18 protein-coding genes are annotated in these 19,192 nt (G+C 67.5%); 14 read left to right on the top strand and 4 right to left on the bottom strand.

Translation table 11 applies throughout. The features are described 5' to 3' along the window. Positions 1-228: 228 nt before the first annotated feature. The gene (catA, locus tag GWK18_RS05580; protein WP_123823547.1) at positions 229-1,113 is read left to right on the top strand and encodes a catechol 1,2-dioxygenase; all 885 of its coding nucleotides are present in this window, start codon (positions 229-231) and stop codon (positions 1,111-1,113) included. A gap of 526 nt (positions 1,114-1,639) precedes the next feature. On the opposite strand, the gene GWK18_RS05575 is transcribed toward catA, so the two are convergent. Further along, on the bottom strand, positions 1,640-2,146 hold the full coding sequence (locus GWK18_RS05575; protein ID WP_123823546.1) for a MarR family transcriptional regulator: 507 nt from the start codon (positions 2,144-2,146) through the stop codon (positions 1,640-1,642). Positions 2,147-2,256: 110 nt separating this feature from the next. Further along, positions 2,257-2,604 (bottom strand): hypothetical protein, encoded by a 348-nt coding sequence (locus GWK18_RS05570; protein WP_166833733.1) that lies wholly within the window; start codon positions 2,602-2,604, stop codon positions 2,257-2,259. 557 nt (positions 2,605-3,161) lie between these two features. Here GWK18_RS05570 and GWK18_RS05565 point away from each other — a divergent pair. Then, positions 3,162-4,250, top strand: coding sequence for a glutathione S-transferase C-terminal domain-containing protein (locus tag GWK18_RS05565; protein WP_167739308.1), 1,089 nt, complete (start codon positions 3,162-3,164; stop codon positions 4,248-4,250). A gap of 74 nt (positions 4,251-4,324) precedes the next feature. Continuing rightward, the gene (locus tag GWK18_RS05560; protein ID WP_123823544.1) at positions 4,325-5,173 is read left to right on the top strand and encodes a CoA ester lyase; all 849 of its coding nucleotides are present in this window, start codon (positions 4,325-4,327) and stop codon (positions 5,171-5,173) included. 24 nt (positions 5,174-5,197) lie between these two features. Here the strand turns inward: GWK18_RS05560 and GWK18_RS05555 are convergent, their stop codons facing one another. Further along, complete coding sequence (locus GWK18_RS05555; protein ID WP_123823543.1) at positions 5,198-5,959, bottom strand: HAD family phosphatase; 762 nt, start codon at positions 5,957-5,959, stop codon at positions 5,198-5,200. Between the two features lie 82 nt (positions 5,960-6,041). Here GWK18_RS05555 and malQ point away from each other — a divergent pair, with 82 nt between their 5' ends. From malQ to GWK18_RS05500, 11 genes are all read left to right on the top strand, one after another. After that, on the top strand, positions 6,042-8,336 hold the full coding sequence (gene malQ, locus GWK18_RS05550; RefSeq protein WP_123823542.1) for a 4-alpha-glucanotransferase: 2,295 nt from the start codon (positions 6,042-6,044) through the stop codon (positions 8,334-8,336). 377 nt (positions 8,337-8,713) lie between these two features. Beyond that, entirely contained in the window at positions 8,714-8,950 is a 237-nt protein-coding gene (gene rpmB / locus GWK18_RS05545; RefSeq protein WP_123823541.1) for a 50S ribosomal protein L28, read from the top strand. A 1-nt stretch (position 8,951) separates the two neighbouring features. Beyond that, entirely contained in the window at positions 8,952-9,119 is a 168-nt protein-coding gene (rpmG, locus tag GWK18_RS05540; RefSeq protein ID WP_022872124.1) for a 50S ribosomal protein L33, read from the top strand. Between the two features lie 3 nt (positions 9,120-9,122). After that, positions 9,123-9,428 (top strand): 30S ribosomal protein S14, encoded by a 306-nt coding sequence (gene rpsN / locus GWK18_RS05535; protein WP_123823540.1) that lies wholly within the window; start codon positions 9,123-9,125, stop codon positions 9,426-9,428. Positions 9,429-9,494: 66 nt separating this feature from the next. After that, positions 9,495-9,779, top strand: a complete 285-nt coding sequence (locus GWK18_RS05530; protein ID WP_123823539.1) for an HU family DNA-binding protein — start codon at positions 9,495-9,497, stop codon at positions 9,777-9,779. A gap of 277 nt (positions 9,780-10,056) precedes the next feature. Beyond that, complete coding sequence (locus tag GWK18_RS05525) at positions 10,057-10,761, top strand: hypothetical protein (RefSeq protein WP_123823538.1); 705 nt, start codon at positions 10,057-10,059, stop codon at positions 10,759-10,761. Between the two features lie 331 nt (positions 10,762-11,092). Next, complete coding sequence (locus GWK18_RS05520) at positions 11,093-11,629, top strand: copper resistance CopC family protein (RefSeq protein WP_166833731.1); 537 nt, start codon at positions 11,093-11,095, stop codon at positions 11,627-11,629. A 42-nt stretch (positions 11,630-11,671) separates the two neighbouring features. Next, positions 11,672-12,388 (top strand): copper chaperone PCu(A)C, encoded by a 717-nt coding sequence (locus GWK18_RS05515; RefSeq protein ID WP_166833729.1) that lies wholly within the window; start codon positions 11,672-11,674, stop codon positions 12,386-12,388. Further along, complete coding sequence (locus GWK18_RS05510; RefSeq protein WP_348535843.1) at positions 12,385-13,725, top strand: Dyp-type peroxidase; 1,341 nt, start codon at positions 12,385-12,387, stop codon at positions 13,723-13,725. Before GWK18_RS05515 ends, GWK18_RS05510 begins: the two co-directional genes overlap by 4 nt. Positions 13,726-13,773: 48 nt before the next feature. Beyond that, on the top strand, positions 13,774-15,978 hold the full coding sequence (locus GWK18_RS05505; RefSeq protein ID WP_166833727.1) for a cytochrome c oxidase assembly protein: 2,205 nt from the start codon (positions 13,774-13,776) through the stop codon (positions 15,976-15,978). A gap of 158 nt (positions 15,979-16,136) precedes the next feature. Continuing rightward, complete coding sequence (locus GWK18_RS05500; protein WP_166833725.1) at positions 16,137-18,044, top strand: thioredoxin-like domain-containing protein; 1,908 nt, start codon at positions 16,137-16,139, stop codon at positions 18,042-18,044. Positions 18,045-18,137: 93 nt separating this feature from the next. Here the strand turns inward: GWK18_RS05500 and GWK18_RS05495 are convergent, their stop codons facing one another. Beyond that, a complete protein-coding gene (locus GWK18_RS05495) occupies positions 18,138-19,118 on the bottom strand; it encodes a hypothetical protein (RefSeq protein ID WP_123823533.1) in 981 nt (326 codons plus the stop codon). Positions 19,119-19,192: the final 74 nt, after the last annotated feature.

Genomic DNA, 19,192 nt, shown 5'->3' with positions numbered 1-19,192 from the left:
ATTGATATTTGTCACCCTGGGAATGAGGGTTCTACAGTGGGATGTAGCGCACGTCACATTCGATGCTCCGGGTGGGAGAACGGCCCGCGCCGTGAGTGCCCGGACACCGAGGCGGTTGTGCCGGTCACCAAGATCCAAGTGAAGAGGCGGGTCCGTTCGCGGTCACCAGCCCAAGTTGACCAACCCATCAAAGACCAACCATCCAATGACGAAGACGTGGAGGATGACATGAGCGAATCCAGCACCGATGCCCGCAGGGAGGACGAAGGTACCGCTGTCGAGGCGGGCACCCTCGCGACTCAGCGCTTCAGCGAGTCCGGCAAACTGCACGGCATGGACGTGTCTCAGGAGCGCGTGTCGGCCATCGCCGGCGAAGCGATTCAGGCGATCAACGACGTCGCCGTCAAGCACAGCGTCACCTACGACGAGTACAACGCCCTGAAGGCCTGGCTGATCAAGGTCGGTACCGACGGCGAATGGCCGCTGTTCCTGGACGTCTGGCTCGAACACACCATCGAGGAGATCAACTCCGTCGAGCGCCCCGGCGCGATCGGGACCATCGAAGGTCCCTACTACGTGCCCAACGCTCCTGAGATGGCAACCCCCGCCACCTTGGAGATGCGTGAGGACGAGGAGGGCACGCCCCTGAAGTTCACCGGCTCGTTCAAGGACACATCGGGCCAGCCCATCAAGGACGCGGTGGTCGAGATCTGGCACGCCGACGCCATGGGCTTCTACTCCCAGTACGCCCCTGAGCTGCCCAAGTGGCTGTTCCGAGGTGTGGTCCTTGCCGACGAGGACGGCAACTTCGAGATCAACACCATGCGGCCGGCTCCGTACCAGATTCCCACCGACGGCGCCTGCGGCCAGTTGATCGCGGCGGCCGGATGGCACGCCTGGCGTCCGGCCCACATCCACATCAAGGTCTACGCCCCCGGCTTCCAGTTGGTCACGCAGCAGCTCTACTTCCCGGGCGATCCGCACAACGAGGACGACATCGCATCGGCCGTGAAGCCCGAGTTGATGCTCGAACCCAAGCCGCGGACTGACGGCGGCGAGGGTGAAGAGGCTGTCTACAACTACGTGCTGGCCCGTGAGGGAGAGACCGCCTGAGGTCGGACTGCTCGAATCGCGTACCGCGGGTGCGGTTCAGGCGCAGATTCGACGGAAGACCAAGAGCCGTTGACGGCCGGTGCGGAAGTGCCCGCCACCCCATCCCGGGTGGCGGGCACTTCCATGCGCGCCTCGTTTCGGGCCTCAACGTGTCCCACATGAACCTGTATGCAAGTGTGGGCCGAAAGGGGGCCAGGGGTCCGTCCTCCTACGAGCTGTCCCTGAAGTGCAGTCGCCTGGGGCTATCCGCTGCCGCCCCTGGTCGCGGCAATGTGCCGGACACACCAAAAGATCAGTCCAATGATAAATCGACCACTTGTGTGGGGACATCGTGTCCCCTATATTGAAAGCGTTGCGCGTATCGGCCCGGTGGTGATCCCCCAATGTGCCGCCGGATGATTCCCGCGCGTGGCTGACGTCCTGTTCCCCCGATACGGACGTTTTGACGGGCCCTGCCATTCCCCAAGTGGCAGGGCCCGTCCCTGTTTTCCGGTGGATTTCGTCACCGCCTAAGACCTTCGGGCGCTCAGTCCAGGTCCAACTCCTTGAGGCGTGCCGTCATCTTGGCGTTGATGCTGTTGATGGCGGCTGCTTCCTCATCCGTGAGCTCGTCCATGAGGACTGCCCTGACCATGGCCAGATGCGCTGGTGCGGCGGACTCGATCGCCTGTGTCCCCTTTGGGGTGATGAGCACGTCGAGCCCGCGCGCGTCGTCGGGGCATGGGAGTCGTGCCACCAGACCGCGGCGACTCATGCGCGTCAGCAGATGAGAAAGACGACTGCGTTCCCAGCCGAGGAACTCCAAGAGGTCCCGCGACCGCATGCGGCCACTCGGGGATTCGGACAACGGTACGAGCACGTCGTACTCCGCGCCCGAGAGGTCGCTGTCTCGCAAGAGCTGTCGATCGATTCCTCGGAGCAGGCTGCGGGCGCCGAACAGAAAATTGCGCCAGGTCCGCTGTTCCTGCTCCGTGAGCCAGCGCGGAACGTCTGAGGGTGGGGTCTGATCTCGCTCCGGGTCGGTCGTGCTCATGGGTGTCGCTTTCTGTGCCCGGCCAGGTCGCCCCGCTCGTCAACTAGCACGCCGTGACCTACGAAGATGGCAGTCCCTCCGTCGTTCGGTGGTCAAAAAAGGATCGCACATCAGGGGTCGTCTCGGTCCCCGTCCGGGTTGTTCTTGCGAGAGTGTGACGCGCTCGCGTCCCGGGTGATCCAGGAGGAGTCGTAGAAGCCACCTGGGTGTCGCGGCGAATCTGCGTAGCGTCGGGGGTACTCCTGGCTCCAGTCCACTCGGCGAAGTGGGGCGTCGTCGTCGTCCGTGACGGAAAGCCGTGAGACCGCAACCAGGCCGAACCCCAGGCCGGCCGCGGTTAGCAGGGTGGCCCCCGCGACCAGCCAGAACATTGTCCAGGAGCTGCCGGTTGCCGGTGCCGAGGCGTCGGCGACGAAAGCGCCGAGGATGGCTGCGAGGCCCATGGCCAGCAGGGTCACGGGAAGCCACCACCACGCGCGGCCGGGGTGGGGCGGGGGGTTTGGGGTCGGGCGAAGAGGCCGTGGGATGCCCAGGTGCACCGCCATGAATCCTGAGAGGCCGACCAGCGCCGGGAGAACGCCGACAGCACCCAGAAATGGGTGCCCCATGGCGGCCATGCCGGACGCCAATAGGATTCCGAGCAAGACCAGGGCGAACGACAGGCCCCGAACAGCTCGGCGTCTGGCGGCTACATCCCGGGGGTCCGTCCGGGGTTCAGCATCCGGTGCCGGTGGCCCGGGTGATTCTGGCGGCGTCGAGCCTTCCGAGCGCATCCGGCCCCACTGCGGAAGGTGGCCGTCGTCCGATCCGTTTTCGGCCTGTCGTCCGTTCTGTTCGGGGGGAGTCATGTCGTGGCCTCCAGACCGGGCATTTCGTGTGCCTGAGGGTCCCAGCTTACTGCGGAGCGGCGCTGGAGGGGGTGGCCCGATCGGTTTAGTGACGTATCATCTAAAGTGGTGAGAGGTTAGTCGAACGGTTTGGAGGACGGGTTTGGAGGACGGGTTTGGAGGACACCATGAATGAGGTCGTGACAGAGGCGGCGGTCGGCCAGGACGAGCACAGCACCAAGGGTGCCTATGTGCACGCCGGAGAGTCCTTCGATCGGGACACCAACTACATCGAGGACCGGATTGTCCGGGACCCCGCCACGGCCCAGCTCTCCGAGGGGGCCGAGGCCTGGCCGGTCGAGCGGGACCGCTACCGGTTGGTTGCTGCGCGTGCCTGCCCGTGGGCGAACCGAACCCTGATCGTCCGCCGTCTCCTGGGGCTGGAGGGGGTGATCTCGGTGGGACTGCCGGGACCGACCCATGACGTGCGGTCGTGGAACTTCCAGTTGGACCCGGAGGGCAAGGACCCCGTTCTGGGCATCGAACGTCTGCAGGAGGCCTACTTCGCGCGATTCCCGGACTACCCGCGTGGGATCACCGTCCCGGCGGTGGTGGACATCGCCTCCGGGCAGGTGGTCACCAACAACTTCCCGCAGATCACGGAGGACTTCGCCAAGGAATGGACGGACTTCCACCGGGAGGGCGCGCCCGATCTGTGGCCGACCGAGCTCGAGGACGAGATGCGGGAGGTCATGCGACGCGTCTACACCGAGGTCAACAACGGCGTGTACCGGTGCGGGTTCGCAGGCTCTCAGGAGGCCTACGAGGCGGCTTACGACCGGTTGTGGACGGCCATGGACTGGCTGGAGGAGAGACTGGCCGACCGACGCTTTCTCATGGGGCCGCACATCACGGAGGCCGATGTCCGCCTGTTCACCACCCTGGTCCGCTTCGACCCCGTCTACCACGGCCACTTCAAGTGCTCACGCAACAAACTCACGGAGATGCCCAACCTCTGGGCGTACGCGCGCGACCTGTTCACCACCCCGGGGTTCGGCGACACCGTGGATTTCGAACAGATCAAGCAGCACTACTACGTGGTTCATGGAGACATCAATCCCACCCGCATCGTGCCGGTGGGACCGGACCTGCAGAACTGGCTCGAACCGCACGGCCGTGAGGCGCTCGGTGACGCACCGTTCGGTCGCGGAACGGCTCCCGGGCCGGTACGGGAGAGCGAACGCGTGGTGCCCGATCACACGCCGCTGCCGCAGTGAACTCGTACCGCTGACCCCATACCATGGAGGCGCCCGTCAGGGCTGATTGTCGGAACCGAACCCGAAGGACCCACGTGAGCCCCTTCCGCAACCAGCGCGCCGCTGCGCTGCCTGCCCGCCTGTCCCGATCCGTTCTGCTGGTCGGTGCCTCCGATCCTTCGGTTTTCCCCGCGGCGTTGGCTTCCGAAGCGGACTCCGTGATCTTCGACATCGAAGACGGGCTGCCGGAGGCGCAGAAGGCGCAAGGACGAGCGGCTGTCGTGGACGCCCTCAACGGCGGTGCGGGGGCCTGGGTGCGGATCAACGACATCACCTCCGAGCACTGGCGCGAGGACCTGGAAGCCCTGGCCGAGGCCAAGAACCTGCGCGGTCTGATGCTGGCCAAGACCGAGCATCCGGACCACATCACCCGGACGGCCATGATGATGCCCGCCGGTACGCCCGTGATCGCGCTGATCGAGTCCGCGGTGGGGCTCATGAACGCCAACGACATCGCCCGGGCTCCCGGGGTCTTCCGGCTGGCCTTCGGCGTCGGTGACTTCCGCCGTGACACGGGCGCCTCCGGTGATCCCATGGCGCTGGCCCACGCCCGCTCCGTGCTGGTGGTCGCTTCTCGCGTCGGGCTCTTGCCCGGGCCGATCGACGGCCCTTCGGTCGGAGCGCACGGCGAGGACCTCGCCGAGGCCTGCCGAGTCACCCAGTCCATGGGCATGACCGGAAAGCTCACGTTGGATCCGAACCAGGCCGACGGGATCAACACAGGGCTGGCACCTTCCGAGCAGGAGATCGCCTGGGCCCGTGAACTGATCGATAATTTCGAGACCGGGGCGACCGGAACCATGGACGGCAGCTACCTGCCCCGCCTGGCGCGCGCTCGCAAGGTCTCCGACCTGGCCAAGACCTACGGGCTCTGGAACCGCTGATCGCTGACGCCTGTGAGCGCGGGCTCACCACCTCCAGGCGGTGAGCAGCTCATCCAGGCGCGGGTCGGTCACGGAGTCGAGCAGCAACGACGACGGCACCGGCTCGCCGTCCCACGAGATGCCCAGTGTGATCATGCCCGCGTCGAGGGCGGCTGTCGCCCCCGCGGGGGAGTCCTCGACGGCCAGACACTCGGTGGGATCGACCCCGAGCCGCGCAGCTGCTTCCAGGTAGATGTCCGGAGCCGGCTTGCCGACGGCCACGTCGTCGGAGGAGACCCAGGTCTGCACGTGATCCGCGATGCCGCTGGTGGTCATCTTGGTCTGCAGGATGCTCGCTGTGGAGTTCGAGGCCACCGCAACCGGAACATGGTCGGCAATGCGTCGGACCAGCTCCAAGGCGCCGTCGATCACGGGCATGTTGCCCGTCAACAGGCGGGCCTCGACGTCGATGATCTCGGCAAGGGCTTCCTCGATGGTGATGCCGTGCTGCACGTCCCTCTTCGCGGCTGATGTATCTGCTGCGGGGTGTGCTTCACCGCACCGGCGGACCACTTCCTCCGCGACAGCGCGTGCCGACCAGCCCTTCAGGCCGCGTTCCTCCGCCGGCCCGTAGGCAAGGTCGTGGCGCCGGAACACCTCGGCCTGGACTTCACCCCACGCGGTCTCGGTGTCCAGCAGGACGCCGTCGCAGTCGAAGATCACCGCCACGGGCCGGAACTCTGCCGTCAAGGGGCGGGGCCGGGGGGAGCCGGCGGTCACGGGGTCTGCGGCGGTGGGCTCTGACATGCCTCCAGCATGCCGCAATCGAGCGGGTGCTCGTGGCGCAGAACGGTCCGGCCGGGTGCCAAGCGTCGATAGCATGGTGTCCATGCAGTCCTCCGCCTCAGAATCCTCCGTTCCGCCCGCCTCCGGGCCTGGCTCCACCCCGGAACAGGGCGCGGTGGGTCGAGACCTTCTCCAGGCCCTGGCAGAAGCGCACGGGGTGCGCACACGCTACAACGGGTTCGACGGCGGAGAGGTCGGTGTCCCGGACGAGACCCTGCGATCCGTGCTCACCGCACTCGGCGCCGATGTCTCCGGTGAGGCCGCCGCGCGCGAAAGCCTTGAGCGCCGGGAGGAACAGCCGTGGCGCCGGTTCCTACCGCCTGTGGTGATCGCGACCGAGAACGTTGCCACCCGCATTCCGATCCACGTGTCCCCGGGAACACAGGTGACCGTCGAGATCATGGTGGACGGTGCGCCGGTCCAACTCACCCAGACTCCGGGTGAGGTCGAGACCCGAACCATCGACGGCGCCGACGTCGAACGGTTGTTCTTCGAACTTCCCACGGACCTTCCGTCCGAGTGGTACCGGTTGCGCGCGACGGCACCAGCCGAGGCCGCAGGCGACGCAGCGGCGCCGGGTGCCGAGCAGGACGTGACGATCGAGGTCGCCGTGACTCCCGCTCGGCTGACGACGACGGACCGCCTCCAGGGGGCCAGGCGGTGGGGATGGGCGGCCCAGCTCTACTCGGTGGCCTCCAACAGGTCGTGGGGCGTGGGCGACATCAACGACCTGGCCGCATTGGCGGCGATCGGCGGCGAGCAAGGGGCCGACTACATCCTGGTGAACCCCCTGCACGCCTCTGAACCCGTGCCGCCGATCGAGCCTTCGCCGTACCTGCCCACCACCCGACGGTTCTTCAACCCGCTCTACCTGCGGATCGCGGACATCCGGGAGTACGCGTACCTGCGGCCCAGCGACCTGGAAGTGGTCTCCACCCTGGCGGCGATCCAACGGCGCAAGGTGCTGGATCCGGAGAGCATCGACCGTGACGGCATTTTCGCCGCGAAGCTCAAGAGCCTGGAACTGCTCTACACCGTGCGGCGCTCTCCGCAACGTCAGCAGCAGCTCGAACGGTTCGTCCGGGAAGGTGGGCAGCACCTCCAGGACTTCGGGCTCTGGTGTGCGCTGCGTGAGGAACTCGGGGTCGACAACGAACTATGGTCGGGGGAGGCCGCAACCCCGGACTCGCCCTACGCCGCGGAGGCCAGGGAGCGCCTCAAGGACCGCATCAACTTCTACGTGTGGATCCAGTGGCTGTTGGACAACCAGCTGGCGGCGGCCCAGCGCGCGGCCGAATCCGCGGGGATGCAGATCGGCGTCATGCACGATCTGGCCGTCGGCGTCACGAAGGACGGTGCTGACGCCTGGACACTGCAGGAGGTTATGGCCCCCGGCGTTTCCGTGGGCGCCCCGGCAGACATGTACAACCAGCAGGGCCAGAACTGGTCCCAACCCCCGTGGCATCCGCAACGACTCGAAGACGCCGGGTACCGGCCCTGGCGGGAAATGCTGCGCACCATATTCCGTCACGCCGGCGGCATCCGCGTCGACCACGTGATCGGGCTCTTCCGGCTCTGGTGGATTCCGGACGGCAACAAGGCCTCGGACGGTGCCTACGTGTACTACGACCACGAGGCGATGGTCGGGATCCTGGCTCTGGAGGCGCAACGGGCGGGCGTCGTCGTGGTCGGCGAGGACCTTGGGACGGTGGAACCATCGGCGCGGGAATTCCTCGCGGCCCGGGGCGTCCTGGGGACCTCCGTCCTGTGGTTCGAGCAGGAGGGCGACGGGCCCAGGGATCCCCGGAACTACCGGCAGGAGGCGTTCGCCTCCGTGGGCACGCACGACCTGCCGCCCACCGCGGGCTTCCTGGAAAGCGTGCAGGTGGATCTGCGGGACGGTCTGGGCCTGCTGGAGCGGCCGGTCGGGGTCGAACGGGAAGAGGCCCAGCAACGCGTGGACCGCTGGCTCGCCGCAGCCCGGGCCGAAGGATTGGTTCCGCAGGACGCCACGGTCAGGCAGCAGATCGAGGGGTTGTACCGATATCTCGGACGCGCTCCCTCACTGCTGCACTGCGTCCAGCTCGTGGACGCGGTGGGGGAGAAGCGGGTCCAGAACCAGCCCGGAACCTCGGACGAGTACCCCAACTGGCAGATCCCGCTGGCCGACGAGAACGGCGAGGTCGTGCTCGTGGAAGGCATCGAGCAGTCCGAGCGCGTGCGCTCACTGTCCCGGGTGATGAACGAGGTGCTGGGCTCCGAGGAACGCAGACACCGGGGGGTCGCGGCTCCGGAGCAGCCGAGCACCACCGACACCGCAGCACCCCCCGCGAGGTGATTCCGGCCACCGCTGGTTGGCCGAGGTGATCGCGTCGTCTAGACTTGCCACTTGTCCCTCACCATGGTCGGTTGCGCCGCGAATCTGCCGGTGCGACCGCTGTTGCGGGGCACAAAAAGTTGCGGACACACCGGCACAAGCCTATGATTTTGGGCTGTCGTGTGGTGGAGTCCGCACCCGACACCAAGATCTTCACCGTCGTCGTGGCGAACCCGAACCGGTAGCCACCGTGCGGAGGTCTGTTGGACAGACCCCGGGTTCATGAACGGTGGTTGCAACCAAGGGTGACGGGACGCTTCGGCCGCTGCACCGGTGATTCATTCATCAGCAAGCACCGTTAGCGTGCCGTCATTCGTCGACATTTGGAGGAGAGCACTATGGCAGCGCACTGCCAGGTGACCGGGGCCAAGCCGGGCTTCGGGCACAGCATTTCGCACTCGCACCGACGCACCAAGCGTCGGTTCGACCCCAACATCCAGAAGAAGCGTTACTGGGTTCCGTCCCTGCGCCGCACCATCACGCTGAACGTCAGCGCCAAGGGCATCAAGGTCATCGACGCCCGCGGCATCGACGCCGTGGTCGCAGAAATGACTGCCCGAGGGGAGAAGTTCTGACATGGCCAAGGACAAGGACGTACGTCCCATCATCAAGCTGAAGTCCACCGCGGGTACCGGCTTCACCTACGTGACCCGTAAGAACCGCCGGAACAACCCCGACCGCATCGTGCTCAAGAAGTACGACCCGGTCGTCCGCAAGCACGTCGATTTCCGTGAGGAGCGCTGAGGAATGGCCAAGAAGTCCAAGATCGCCAAGAACGAGCAGCGCAAGGTCCTCGTGGCCCGCTACGCCGCAAAGCGCGCGGAGCTCAAGAAGACCCTGGTCGACGAGAACGCCAGCCCCGAGGACCGCGAGGCCGCACGCCTGGGCCTGCAGAAGCTTCCCCGTGACGCTTCCCCGGCTCGCGTCCGCAACCGCGACCAGATCGACGGCCGCCCGCGTGGCACCTTCCAGAAGTTCGGCATCTCCCGCGTGCGCTTCCGTGAAATGGCACACCGGGGCGAATTGCCGGGAATCACCAAGTCCAGCTGGTAATTTCCACCTGTAGTGGGTCCCCACCAGGGGCTCCAACACAGACCCGACGTCCAGGAGGACATCAAGATGGCTAAGAACCGCAGCGAGATCGTGGCCGAGGTTGCCGAGAAGGCAGGCACCACTCAGGCTCAGGTCAACGGCGTGTTGGATGCGCTGTTCCAGACCCTGGAGACCTCCGTCTCCAACGGCGAGAAGGTCACCATCCCGGGCTGGCTCTCCGTCGAGCGCACGGAGCGCAAGGCCCGCACCGGCCGTAACCCGCAGACCGGCGAGACCATCAACATCCCCGCCGGTCACAGTGTCAAGCTGTCCGCAGGCTCCAAGCTGAAGGCTGCTGCTTCCGGCAAGTGATGTCCCGGCCGGTTCCCCGGCCACCGAGACGAGCGGTGGAATCCACACTGGGTTCCACCGCTCGTCTTTTTGTCTGCCACACTTTCCCCGCCACCCCGGTCCGGTCCTCCGGTCCAGCGGTTCGCCCGTCCGGTCGTGCTGTCAGGGCGGTTTGACGACGGCGGCATAATGGGACGAGGTACTTACGGAGTGTGCCCAAAACACGTACCCGGGTGACGACCCGGGCGCACCACCGTTGCGAGTCCGCGTGGACCGAGCCCCAAGGACAGGAGTGAGCATGACCGATCGTGCTTTGCGCCTGCTCCGCGGGTGGATCGCCGCGTTCACCGCAACCACGGCGGCGGTCCTCGCGCACACCGTGGCCGGTGGACAGTGGCCCTCGGCCATGCTCATGCTCCTGTGCATCTGTGTCTCCGCCCCGCTGTGCATGCTGCTGGCGGGGGTTCGGATTCCGCTGATCGGACTGTCGTTGGCCGTGGGCGTCTCGCAGGCGTTGTTCCACGGTCTGCTCGCGCTGTCCGGCGGGTACGTCACCGCCGTGGACCGAACCGGTCACGCGGGACATCTCCACTCTGATGCTTCGGTCGGGCCCGACCTGGTCCTGGTTCCGGCAGCGACCGACGGAGCCGCTCCGATGATGTCCCATGCGGGGCACACGGGCGCAACGCTTTCGGACTCAGCCTTGTCCTCCGCCTCCGGTCTGCACGGGCTTGCAGCGGGTGGCACCGGAATGCTGGCCATGCACCTGGCCGCCGCCGTGCTCACGGTGCTGGTCCTGCGCCACGGTGAGAAGGGTGTCCTTGCCGTTCTCGCTGCCCTGTTGGTCCGTGCGGCTCAGCTGGTCCTGGCTGCTGTCATACCCCCGGCCACGGCGCGCCCCTGGAAGCCAGGGTTCATCGCACCGGTGCCCGCGAGGGTCCTCAGCCTGGTCCGTTCCGGGCTCAGGTACCGCGGCCCGCCGATGACCGTTGCCCTCGCCTGACGGCATCGTCTGCCACATCCGTTGAACCCGTACCCAGTAGTCGAGGGAAACGGGTGGTGCGGCGCGTCGTCGTCATGATCGAGGGACGAGGCGCCACGACCCACAGAAGACACACTTGCCCGCGCCATGCCCCGAATCCGGTGGCGCGGACAGGGAGGAAAGCAGAACCATGCCCAACCCAAGCATCGCCCAGCCCACAACCGCGACCGATCGGCGGCCCGACTCCCGAGGGAGACGCGCGTTGAGATCGAGCGCGGGCCGAGTGGGTGCGGGTGTGGCCGTTGCTGCGCTCGTTGCTTTTCCGTCACCCGTCTGGGCGCACGACTCACTGTTGTCATCGACCCCGGGCGACGACGCCCGGGTCTCGGAGGCCCCCGATGAGGTCGAGATGACGTTCTCGGCCGATCTGCTCGACGTCGGCCATCAAGTGCGCGTCACAGATTCCTCGGGAGCCGACGTGACCGACGGCGAACCGACGGTGGAGGGATCCACCGTCACCCAAGAACTCACTGCCTCGGACGCCCAGGACGAGACCTACACCGTGGTGTGGCGCGTGGTCTCCTCCGACGGGCACCCCATCGAAGGCACCTTCACCTATGACCTCGGTGAGGGAGCCGCCTCGGGCGGGCCCTCCGCAACCGATACGGCCGCAGCCGCGGACAGCTCCGGCTCTCCGCAGGCCACGACCGGTGGCGAGGCCACGGAGACCTCCTCAGCGGGAGCACCGGCGGCTGCGGAGGAGACCGGCCAAGAATCGGGTGGCGCACCCCTGTGGCTCTATGCCGGAGGTGGGGCGGTGTTGGCCCTGGTGGTGTTGGGGGCTGTGGTTGCCGTTCGTCGGATCGGGGGACATCCATCAGATCACTGAGCCCCCTGGCGGGGCTCGGACCAGAACGAAATGAGAACCATCATGAACCGCAAGACAATCATCGAACTCGCGGGTGACCGCCCGGCGACGCGGTCCCTGCTGGCCCTGGCGGCCGTGGGAGCGTTGGCGCTGACCGGCTGCGGCAGCGGGCAGAGCAATGGCGGCCCCGACGTGCCGTCGCCGGCGGCCTCCACGGCCCCGGCCCAGTCCGGTGAGTCCACCGACGGGGCGGCCTCCGGGTCTGCGTCCACGGGGGAGCAGGTGCTCACCGTCGACCAGCAGTGGATGAAGGCCAAGGACTCCGGCATGACCGGCGTCTTCGGGACCCTCACCAACGACGGTGACGAGGCCGTGACCCTCAGCGGTGCGACCGCGGAGGGAATCGCCGGGAAGGTAGAACTGCACGAAACGGTCATGAACGAGTCCTCAGGCTCGACCGTGATGCAGAAGATGGCCGAACCGTTGGTCATCGAACCCGGTGAGAGCGTGACGCTGGAGCCCGGCGGGGATCACATCATGTTGATGGACCTCGAATGCGCGCCCATGGCGGGACAGACCCTTCCCCTCGAGCTCACGTTCGAGGACGGCCGGACCCAGAAGATCGACGTAGAGGTCCGGGACTACCAGGGTGCGCAAGAGGAGTACTCCCACGAAGGTGGCGACGCGGGTGCCTTCCAGAGCCCCACGGCTGACGACAGCATGGAGGGGATGGAAGGCATGGACCACGGGGAACTGCCCATGTGCGAGGAGTCCGCGTGACCAAGGATCCTGAGCCGGTGGCCACGGAGGAGTCCGTGGCCACCGGCCCGGCCGGTCGGCGAGGTGTCGGCCGCCGGGGTTTTCTGATCGCCGGTGGTACGGCGGGAGCCGGGGCCGCCGCCGGAATCGGGCTGGGGGCCGCCCAGCGTGCGGGGCTGTTGGGGCAGGACACCGGTTCCGCGGACGCCGGCAGCGCGGGTGAAAACACAGCCGAGGCGCCCGTGGGTGCCCGCGCGGAACCCTATTACGGGCTGCGCCAAGCGGGCATCGACACCCTCCCGCAGTCCTTCGCGACGTTCATCGCGATCGATCTCTCGGAGGACACGCAACGCGAGACGGTACGCCGCATGATGCGCGTCCTGACGGCGGACGCCGCGAAACTCACCGTGGGGGAGGCTCCGGTCCACGACCAGGAACCTGAACTTGCCCTCAACCCCTCCCGGTTGAGCGTGACCTTCGGGTTCGGGGCGCGGGTCTTCGAGATCGTCGCACCCGACCGGGCGCCGTCGTGGGCAGGTCCCCTGCCGGCTTTCGGCATCGACCAGCTCGAGGACCGTTGGAACGACGGCGACCTGCTGATCCAACTGGCCTGCGAGGACACCGTGACCCTGGCCCACGCGCAGCGGTTGCTGCTCAAGGACGTGCGGGGCTTCGGGTCCGTGCGGTGGGTCCAGAACGGATTCCGCTCCGTCCCCGGGGCGGAGGCGGCCGACCCGCCGAGCATGCGCAACCTGTTCGGGCAGGTGGACGGGACGGTCGACACCCAGCCCGGCACGGACGAGCACGAACGGATCGTGTGGGGCCGGGGGGATGGAGCCTTCGAACCGTGGATCACGGACGGGACGTCCCTGGTGCTGCGGCGGATCCACATGAACCTGGACACGTGGGACGAAGCGGATCGTCCGGCCCGGGAAGACGCCGTCGGCCGGAAACTGGACACGGGCGCGCCCCTGACCGGTACGAAGGAACGCGACGAACCGGACTTCGAGGCCGTGGGCACCCTAGGTTTCAAGGTGATTCCGGAGTACTCGCACATGCGTCGGGCACGCCACCCGGACGACCGGGTGCGGATCCACCGGCGTCCGTACAACTACGACCTTCCCGTGTCCGATGCCTCGGGTCTGGCCAAGGCGGGATCCAGCTCGGGCGGCGTGAGTGATTCGGGGCTGTTGTTCGCCTCCTACCAGGCCGATGTGAACGAGCAGTTCGTCCCGATCCAGCGTCGGCTGGACGACCTGGACATGCTCAACGTGTGGACCGTGCCCGTGGGTTCCGCGGTTTTCGCCATCCCACCCGGATGCGCCGAAGGCGGCTTCATCGGCGACGTTCTGTTCTGAGGCCCGCTGGCAGGGGCCTGAGGACTTCAAGAGAGGAAAAGACGACGTATGAGTACACGGACGGCTGAGACCCGGAGTGCAACCGACGGTTCGGGTCGGCAGGTGCTGCCCTCGGGCCTCTCGCCATGGTGGTTGGCAGCGCCCGTGGTCGTCATGCTGCTGGCACTGGTGGCGGCCCTGAGCTTCTCGGGGGCGGCGGCCGCGAAGGAGGTTGCAGATCCCGGCGCCCTGGTGCGGTGGGGGCTGCCGATCTCCGAAGCCGTCCGTGACCTTGCGCTGGTCGCCACGATCGGGTCCCTGCTGCTGGCCGTGGGGGTGGTCCCGAACAAGGTCCAGGAACGGTCGACGCGGGTCCGGCACAAGGACCGCGTCCGCAAAGCCAAGCAGGATGGCGAGTCCACCGGGACGCCCCAGGAGCATCCGCTGTTCACTCGGCTGCTGCAACTGGCCGGTGCCACCTCCGTGGTCTGGACCGTGGCGGCCGCCGTGGTCGTCGTGTTCACGTACGCGGAGGTCTCCGGCGTCCGGCTGAGTGCCAGCGCGGCCTACACCCAGCAGCTCATCAGCTTCGTCACGGACATCCCGACCGGCCAGGCCCTGGGCGTCGGGGTGATCGTGGCAGCGGTGGTCACCACGTTCGTATTCGGGCTGCGTTCCCTGCTCGGGTTGCTGTTGACCATGGCGTTGGCCGACATCGCCTTGGTGACCATGGCGCTCAACGGCCACTCGGCGGGCGGTGACGACCACATGGGCGCGGTCAACTCCCTGGGCCTGCACCTTCTGGGCGTGTGTGCCTGGGCCGGTGGCCTGATCGCGCTGGCCTGGTTATCGCCCCTGCTGGCCGGTGATCGGTCCAGGGCGAGGCTGCCCATCGGCGCCCGCACCCGTCGTGCATCCGACGCCCAGCATGCCGCGCAGGGGCGTGAGGTACCACTGGTGGCCGTTGTCCTGAGCCGGTTCTCCAACGTGGCCCTGTGGTGCTTCGTGTTGGTGCTGGCTTCCGGGGTGATCAACGCTGCGGTGCGCATCGGCACCGTGGCGCAACTGACCAGCGCGTACGGAACCCTGGTGATCGTCAAGCTGGTGCTGACCTTGGCGCTCGGCGTGGCCGGGTACGTCCACCGCCGGGCCGTGATTCCCGCGCTGGTCGCCGACAAGGTCAGCGGTCGACGCGCGGTGTGGCAGATCATCATCGGAGAGCTGGCCATCATGGGTGGGCTGATCGGGGTGGCCGTGGCGCTGGGCAACTCGGCTCCGCCGGTCCCCGAGGACCTGGAACCTGACGCGAGCCCCGCCCGCATCCTGACCTTCTACGAACTCCCACCCGAGCCCACCTTGGCCAATGCCGTGGCGCAGTGGCGTCCCGACTGGTTGTGGGTGGCCATCATCGTGGTCTTCGCGGTGAGCTACGCCTGGGCGATCTGGAAAGTCCGGCGTACCGGGGGCACGTGGTCACCGCTGCGTGCGATCTCCTGGTTCGTGGGACTGGCCCTGCTCTTCCTGGCGACCTCCGGCCCCGTGGCCGTGTACGCGCGCGTCCTGTTCAGCTGGCACATGGTCGAGCACATGTCCCTGACCATGATCATCCCCGTGTTCATGGTGCTCGGCTCACCCGTGACCCTCCTGTTGAAGGCACTGGAACCGCGCCGGGACGGCACGCGCGGACCCCGCGAATGGATCCTGCGCCTGGTGCATTCGACCTGGGGCAAGATCGTGACCAACCCGATCTTCGCGGCCGTGAACTTTGCGGGGTCCATCGTGCTGTTCTACTTCACGCCGCTGCTGGGCTTCACCCTGCGCACGCACGTGGGCCACGAATTCATGATGGCGCACTTCCTGTTCACCGGGTACATGTTCGCCCTGGTGCTGGTCGGTCAGGATCCGATCCCGCACCGGCCCGCGCACTTCATGCGACTGGTCATGTTGATCGCGACCATGGCCTACCACGCGTTCGTGGGCGTGGCGATCATGGGCATGGACGTCCTGCTGGAGGCCTCCTGGTTCGGCAACATGGGCCGCGACTGGGGCCTCTCCGCCATCGAGGACCAGCAACGCGGTGGCGCCCTGATGTGGGGCATCGGCGAATTGCCGACGGCGCTGCTCGCCGTCGTCGTCGGGATCCAGTGGGCCATCGCGGGCAACCGGGAGAACCGGCGGGTGGACCGGGAGGCCGACCGCACCGACGACGCGGAGCTCAAGGCCTACAACGAGATGATGGAACGCCTGGCCGAGGATGACGCCCAGCGACGCTGAGAACCAGCGCGTCTGATCCACCGTCCCGGGTGGTGGAATAGTTCTCCCCGGGAGCGTGGTTGCACCCGTCGTCGGCCCGATCGCTGGACCGAACAACCCCACGGACCACAACGCACCCCACCCACACCGACCGATCCCGCCGTACCGAAAGGACCACCATGACCGCCATCTCGCGCGTGCGAGCCTCCGAGCTGACCGGCCGCGCCTGGCTGAACACCGGCGGGGAGGAACTGGACTGGCAGAAGCTGCGCGGCAAGATCGTGATCCTGGACTTCTGGTCCTTCTGCTGCATCAACTGCTTGCACGTGCTGGACGAGCTGCGCCCCCTTGAGGAGCGCTACGGCGACGTGCTGGTCACCGTGGGCGTCCATTCACCCAAGTTCGAGCACGAAGCGGACCCGCAGGCGCTGGCCGCGGCCGTGGACCGGTACGAGATCCACCACCCCGTGCTCGACGACCCCGAACTGGGCACCTGGGACGCTTTCACCGCGCGGGCCTGGCCAACGCTGGTGGTCGTCGACCCGGAGGGCTACATCGTGGCGCACCTTTCGGGGGAGGGGCACGTCCAGGGTCTGGTGTCCCTGGTCGAGGAACTTGTGGCGGAGCATGAGGCCAAGGGGACGCTGCACCGTGGTGACGGGCCCTACGTGCCGAGGCCGCAGCCCGAAGGGGACCTGCGGTTCCCGGAAAAGGCCGTGATCCTCCCGGACGGGAGCGTTCTGGTGGCCGACACCGGGCACCACCGGCTGGTGCAGCTCGAACCTGACCTGAGCACCGTGCGGGCCGTCTTCGGAACGGGCGTCAAGGGTCACCGCGACGGCGCGGCGGAGACCGCCCAGTTCAACGAACCCCGTGGCCTGGCGTTGTTGCCCGAGGCCGTGGCGACGCAGGTGGGTTACGACCTGGTGGTCGCGGACACGGTCAACCACCGCCTGCGCGGCCTGGCCCTGTCCACGGGGGAGGTCACCACTCTGGCGGGCAACGGCGTGCAGCGCCTGTTGGACTCCGAGCGGGCCCGCGGCATCGACCCGGACTTCATCGCTGACGACGCCGACCCCCTGGACGTCGCCCTGTCCTCCCCGTGGGACGTGGCCTGGTCGGAGGCCGCGGACCGGCTGGTCGTGGCCATGGCCGGAACCCACCAGCTCTTCGACTTCGACCCCAGGAGCGGTCGCCTGCGCGTGGTGGCGGGCACTGGGGACGAGGGTCTGCTGGACGGACCCGCGCGCGAAGCGTGGTTCGCCCAGACCTCCGGGCTCTCCCAGGCCCCGGACGGGACCGTGTGGTTGGCCGACTCCGAGTCCTCGGCGCTGCGTTGCCTTCGGCACACCGATGGCGAGCTCCGAGCGGAGACGGCCGTGGGCCTCGGCCTCTACGACTTCGGGTTCCGCGACGGCAGTCCCGAACACGCACGGTTGCAGCACCCCCTGGGCGTCGCGGCTCTGCCGGACGGTTCCGTGGCCGTGGCTGACACCTACAACGGTGGGATTCGACGCTGGCAGCCGGCCACGGAGGACGCGGCGGGACAGCTCTCCACGCTGACCCGAGGGCTGGACGAGCCTTCGGACCTCCTGCTGGACCAGACCGCCGAGACCCCCGTCCTGATCGTGGTCGAGACCAACCAGCACCGGTTGGTGCGCGTTCCCGTCCCGGCGCAGGCACTCGAGGCCGTGGACGAGGGAGCCTCGGTGTCGCAACGGCAGCGCACCCCGATCGCAGGGGGACGGGTCACGGTGGACGTGCGGTTCGCGGCCCCGGCCGGACAGAAACTCGACGACCGGTGGGGCGACCCCACCCAGCTCAAGATTTCCACCTCACCGGCCGACGCGTTGACCGCCGGGGCCGGTACGGCCCAAGGACTTCAGCGGGAGCTGGTCCTGGCCGATGGCGTGACGGAAGGCATCCTGCACATCACGGCCCGCGCCGCAGCCTGCGACGGGGAACCCGGGGGCGAGATCCCGGATCACGCCGCCTGCCACCTCTACCAACAGGACTGGGGGATCCCTTTCAGCGTCGTCGACGGCGCAGCGGACTCCCTGACCCTGGAGTTGCGCGGCCTGAACTGAGCCACCCTTCCGCAACCGGGCACGCCCGGCCGCAACGAGGAAGCGGGCGGAGGCGGGCGGGGGCGGGCGGGGGCGTGAGCTGTCGCAGAGAGATCAGCGGGTGACGGTGACCTGGTCGTCGGTGAATTCGACGTCGGCCTCGTAGGTGAACGGCACCTTCTCCGTGACCTTCTTGGTGGAGCCGTCGAAGAGGTTCACGGACGTGAAGCTGACCTGGGCGACGCCCTCGGCCGAGGACAGGGACCATTCGGACTTGACCTTGGTCGACACCGAGATCTCGGGTTCCGGCTGCTCAACGATCTTCCACGTCGGCGTGCCCTGCACGCGTCCGGAGAACTCATAGGAGAACGGGCAGTCCGTCGGGTAGAGCGTCTTCTGGTCGGTGCACTCCTTGAGGTCCTCGCCGATCGAGGACTGGACCTCGTCCTCGAGAGTTTGAGACGGGCGGGCGGTCAAGGTCACGGATTCGTCCTGGTCGGGGGCGGTGAGGGCCACGGACTTCGGCTCCGTGTCGATGTACTTGGACGCGTAGGACGCGGTGTAGTTGCCCGGGGGCAGCGCGGCGAAGGACTGCCTGGAATCCGGCAGGGCCGCGGAGGTTCCGTTGATGTCGGCCGAACTCACCCCTGACATGGAAACTTCCAGGGTGGGCAACGGTGTCTCGTCGAAGTCCCAGACGGTGAAGAACCCCCACTGGGTCTCGGCGGGGTGCAAGTGGTACTCGGTCGAGTGGCGTTCGCCTTCGAGTGTGTAGTCGGCACGGACCACGGCGCTCTCGGAGTCCTGGGAGACCGTGCTGACCTCCACGTCTTCCAGGGATTCGGTGGCCGTGCGCAGGGCGTCGCCGTCCAGCAGCGTGGCGTCCGTGCCCTCGGGGACCTGGGCGTTCAGGGCACCCAGCGCTCGAGCCCCGTCACCCTCCTCCAGGTGGTGGAAGTAAGCGCGCACATCGGTTTCCGGGCCGTACATGTACTTGTTGACCAGGGCAATGGTCACCCACGCGGCGGCGACGGCAAGCAGCACCAGAAAGACCCAGAGGGCCACCGCAGGGCCCAGACGATCGTTGCGCTTCATCCGCACCACGCTAACCCAAGAACCGGGCATCCAGGATTCGGTGACGCCGCTGTTGCTAGGGTCGGACCTGCCCG

Source organism: Kocuria sp. JC486 (genome assembly GCF_011602805.1).
GTDB classification, from domain to species: domain Bacteria; phylum Actinomycetota; class Actinomycetes; order Actinomycetales; family Micrococcaceae; genus Kocuria; species Kocuria soli.
This window is presented reverse-complemented; position numbering and strand designations above follow the sequence as displayed.

Bases quoted from the DNA above. Each gene is read 5' to 3' on its own strand.
- catA (WP_123823547.1), top strand. From the start codon at position 229: ATGAGCGAATCCAGCACCGATGCCCGCAGGGAGGACGAAGGTACCGCT.
- GWK18_RS05575 (WP_123823546.1), bottom strand. From the start codon at position 2,146: ATGAGCACGACCGACCCGGAGCGAGATCAGACCCCACCCTCAGACGTT.
- GWK18_RS05565 (WP_167739308.1), top strand. From the start codon at position 3,162: ATGAATGAGGTCGTGACAGAGGCGGCGGTCGGCCAGGACGAGCACAGC.
- GWK18_RS05555 (WP_123823543.1), bottom strand. From the start codon at position 5,959: ATGTCAGAGCCCACCGCCGCAGACCCCGTGACCGCCGGCTCCCCCCGG.
- malQ (WP_123823542.1), top strand. From the start codon at position 6,042: ATGCAGTCCTCCGCCTCAGAATCCTCCGTTCCGCCCGCCTCCGGGCCT.
- rpmB (WP_123823541.1), top strand. From the start codon at position 8,714: ATGGCAGCGCACTGCCAGGTGACCGGGGCCAAGCCGGGCTTCGGGCAC.
- rpmG (WP_022872124.1), top strand. From the start codon at position 8,952: ATGGCCAAGGACAAGGACGTACGTCCCATCATCAAGCTGAAGTCCACC.
- rpsN (WP_123823540.1), top strand. From the start codon at position 9,123: ATGGCCAAGAAGTCCAAGATCGCCAAGAACGAGCAGCGCAAGGTCCTC.
- GWK18_RS05530 (WP_123823539.1), top strand. From the start codon at position 9,495: ATGGCTAAGAACCGCAGCGAGATCGTGGCCGAGGTTGCCGAGAAGGCA.
- GWK18_RS05525 (WP_123823538.1), top strand. From the start codon at position 10,057: ATGACCGATCGTGCTTTGCGCCTGCTCCGCGGGTGGATCGCCGCGTTC.
- GWK18_RS05515 (WP_166833729.1), top strand. From the start codon at position 11,672: ATGAACCGCAAGACAATCATCGAACTCGCGGGTGACCGCCCGGCGACG.
- GWK18_RS05505 (WP_166833727.1), top strand. From the start codon at position 13,774: ATGAGTACACGGACGGCTGAGACCCGGAGTGCAACCGACGGTTCGGGT.
- GWK18_RS05500 (WP_166833725.1), top strand. From the start codon at position 16,137: ATGACCGCCATCTCGCGCGTGCGAGCCTCCGAGCTGACCGGCCGCGCC.
- GWK18_RS05495 (WP_123823533.1), bottom strand. From the start codon at position 19,118: ATGAAGCGCAACGATCGTCTGGGCCCTGCGGTGGCCCTCTGGGTCTTT.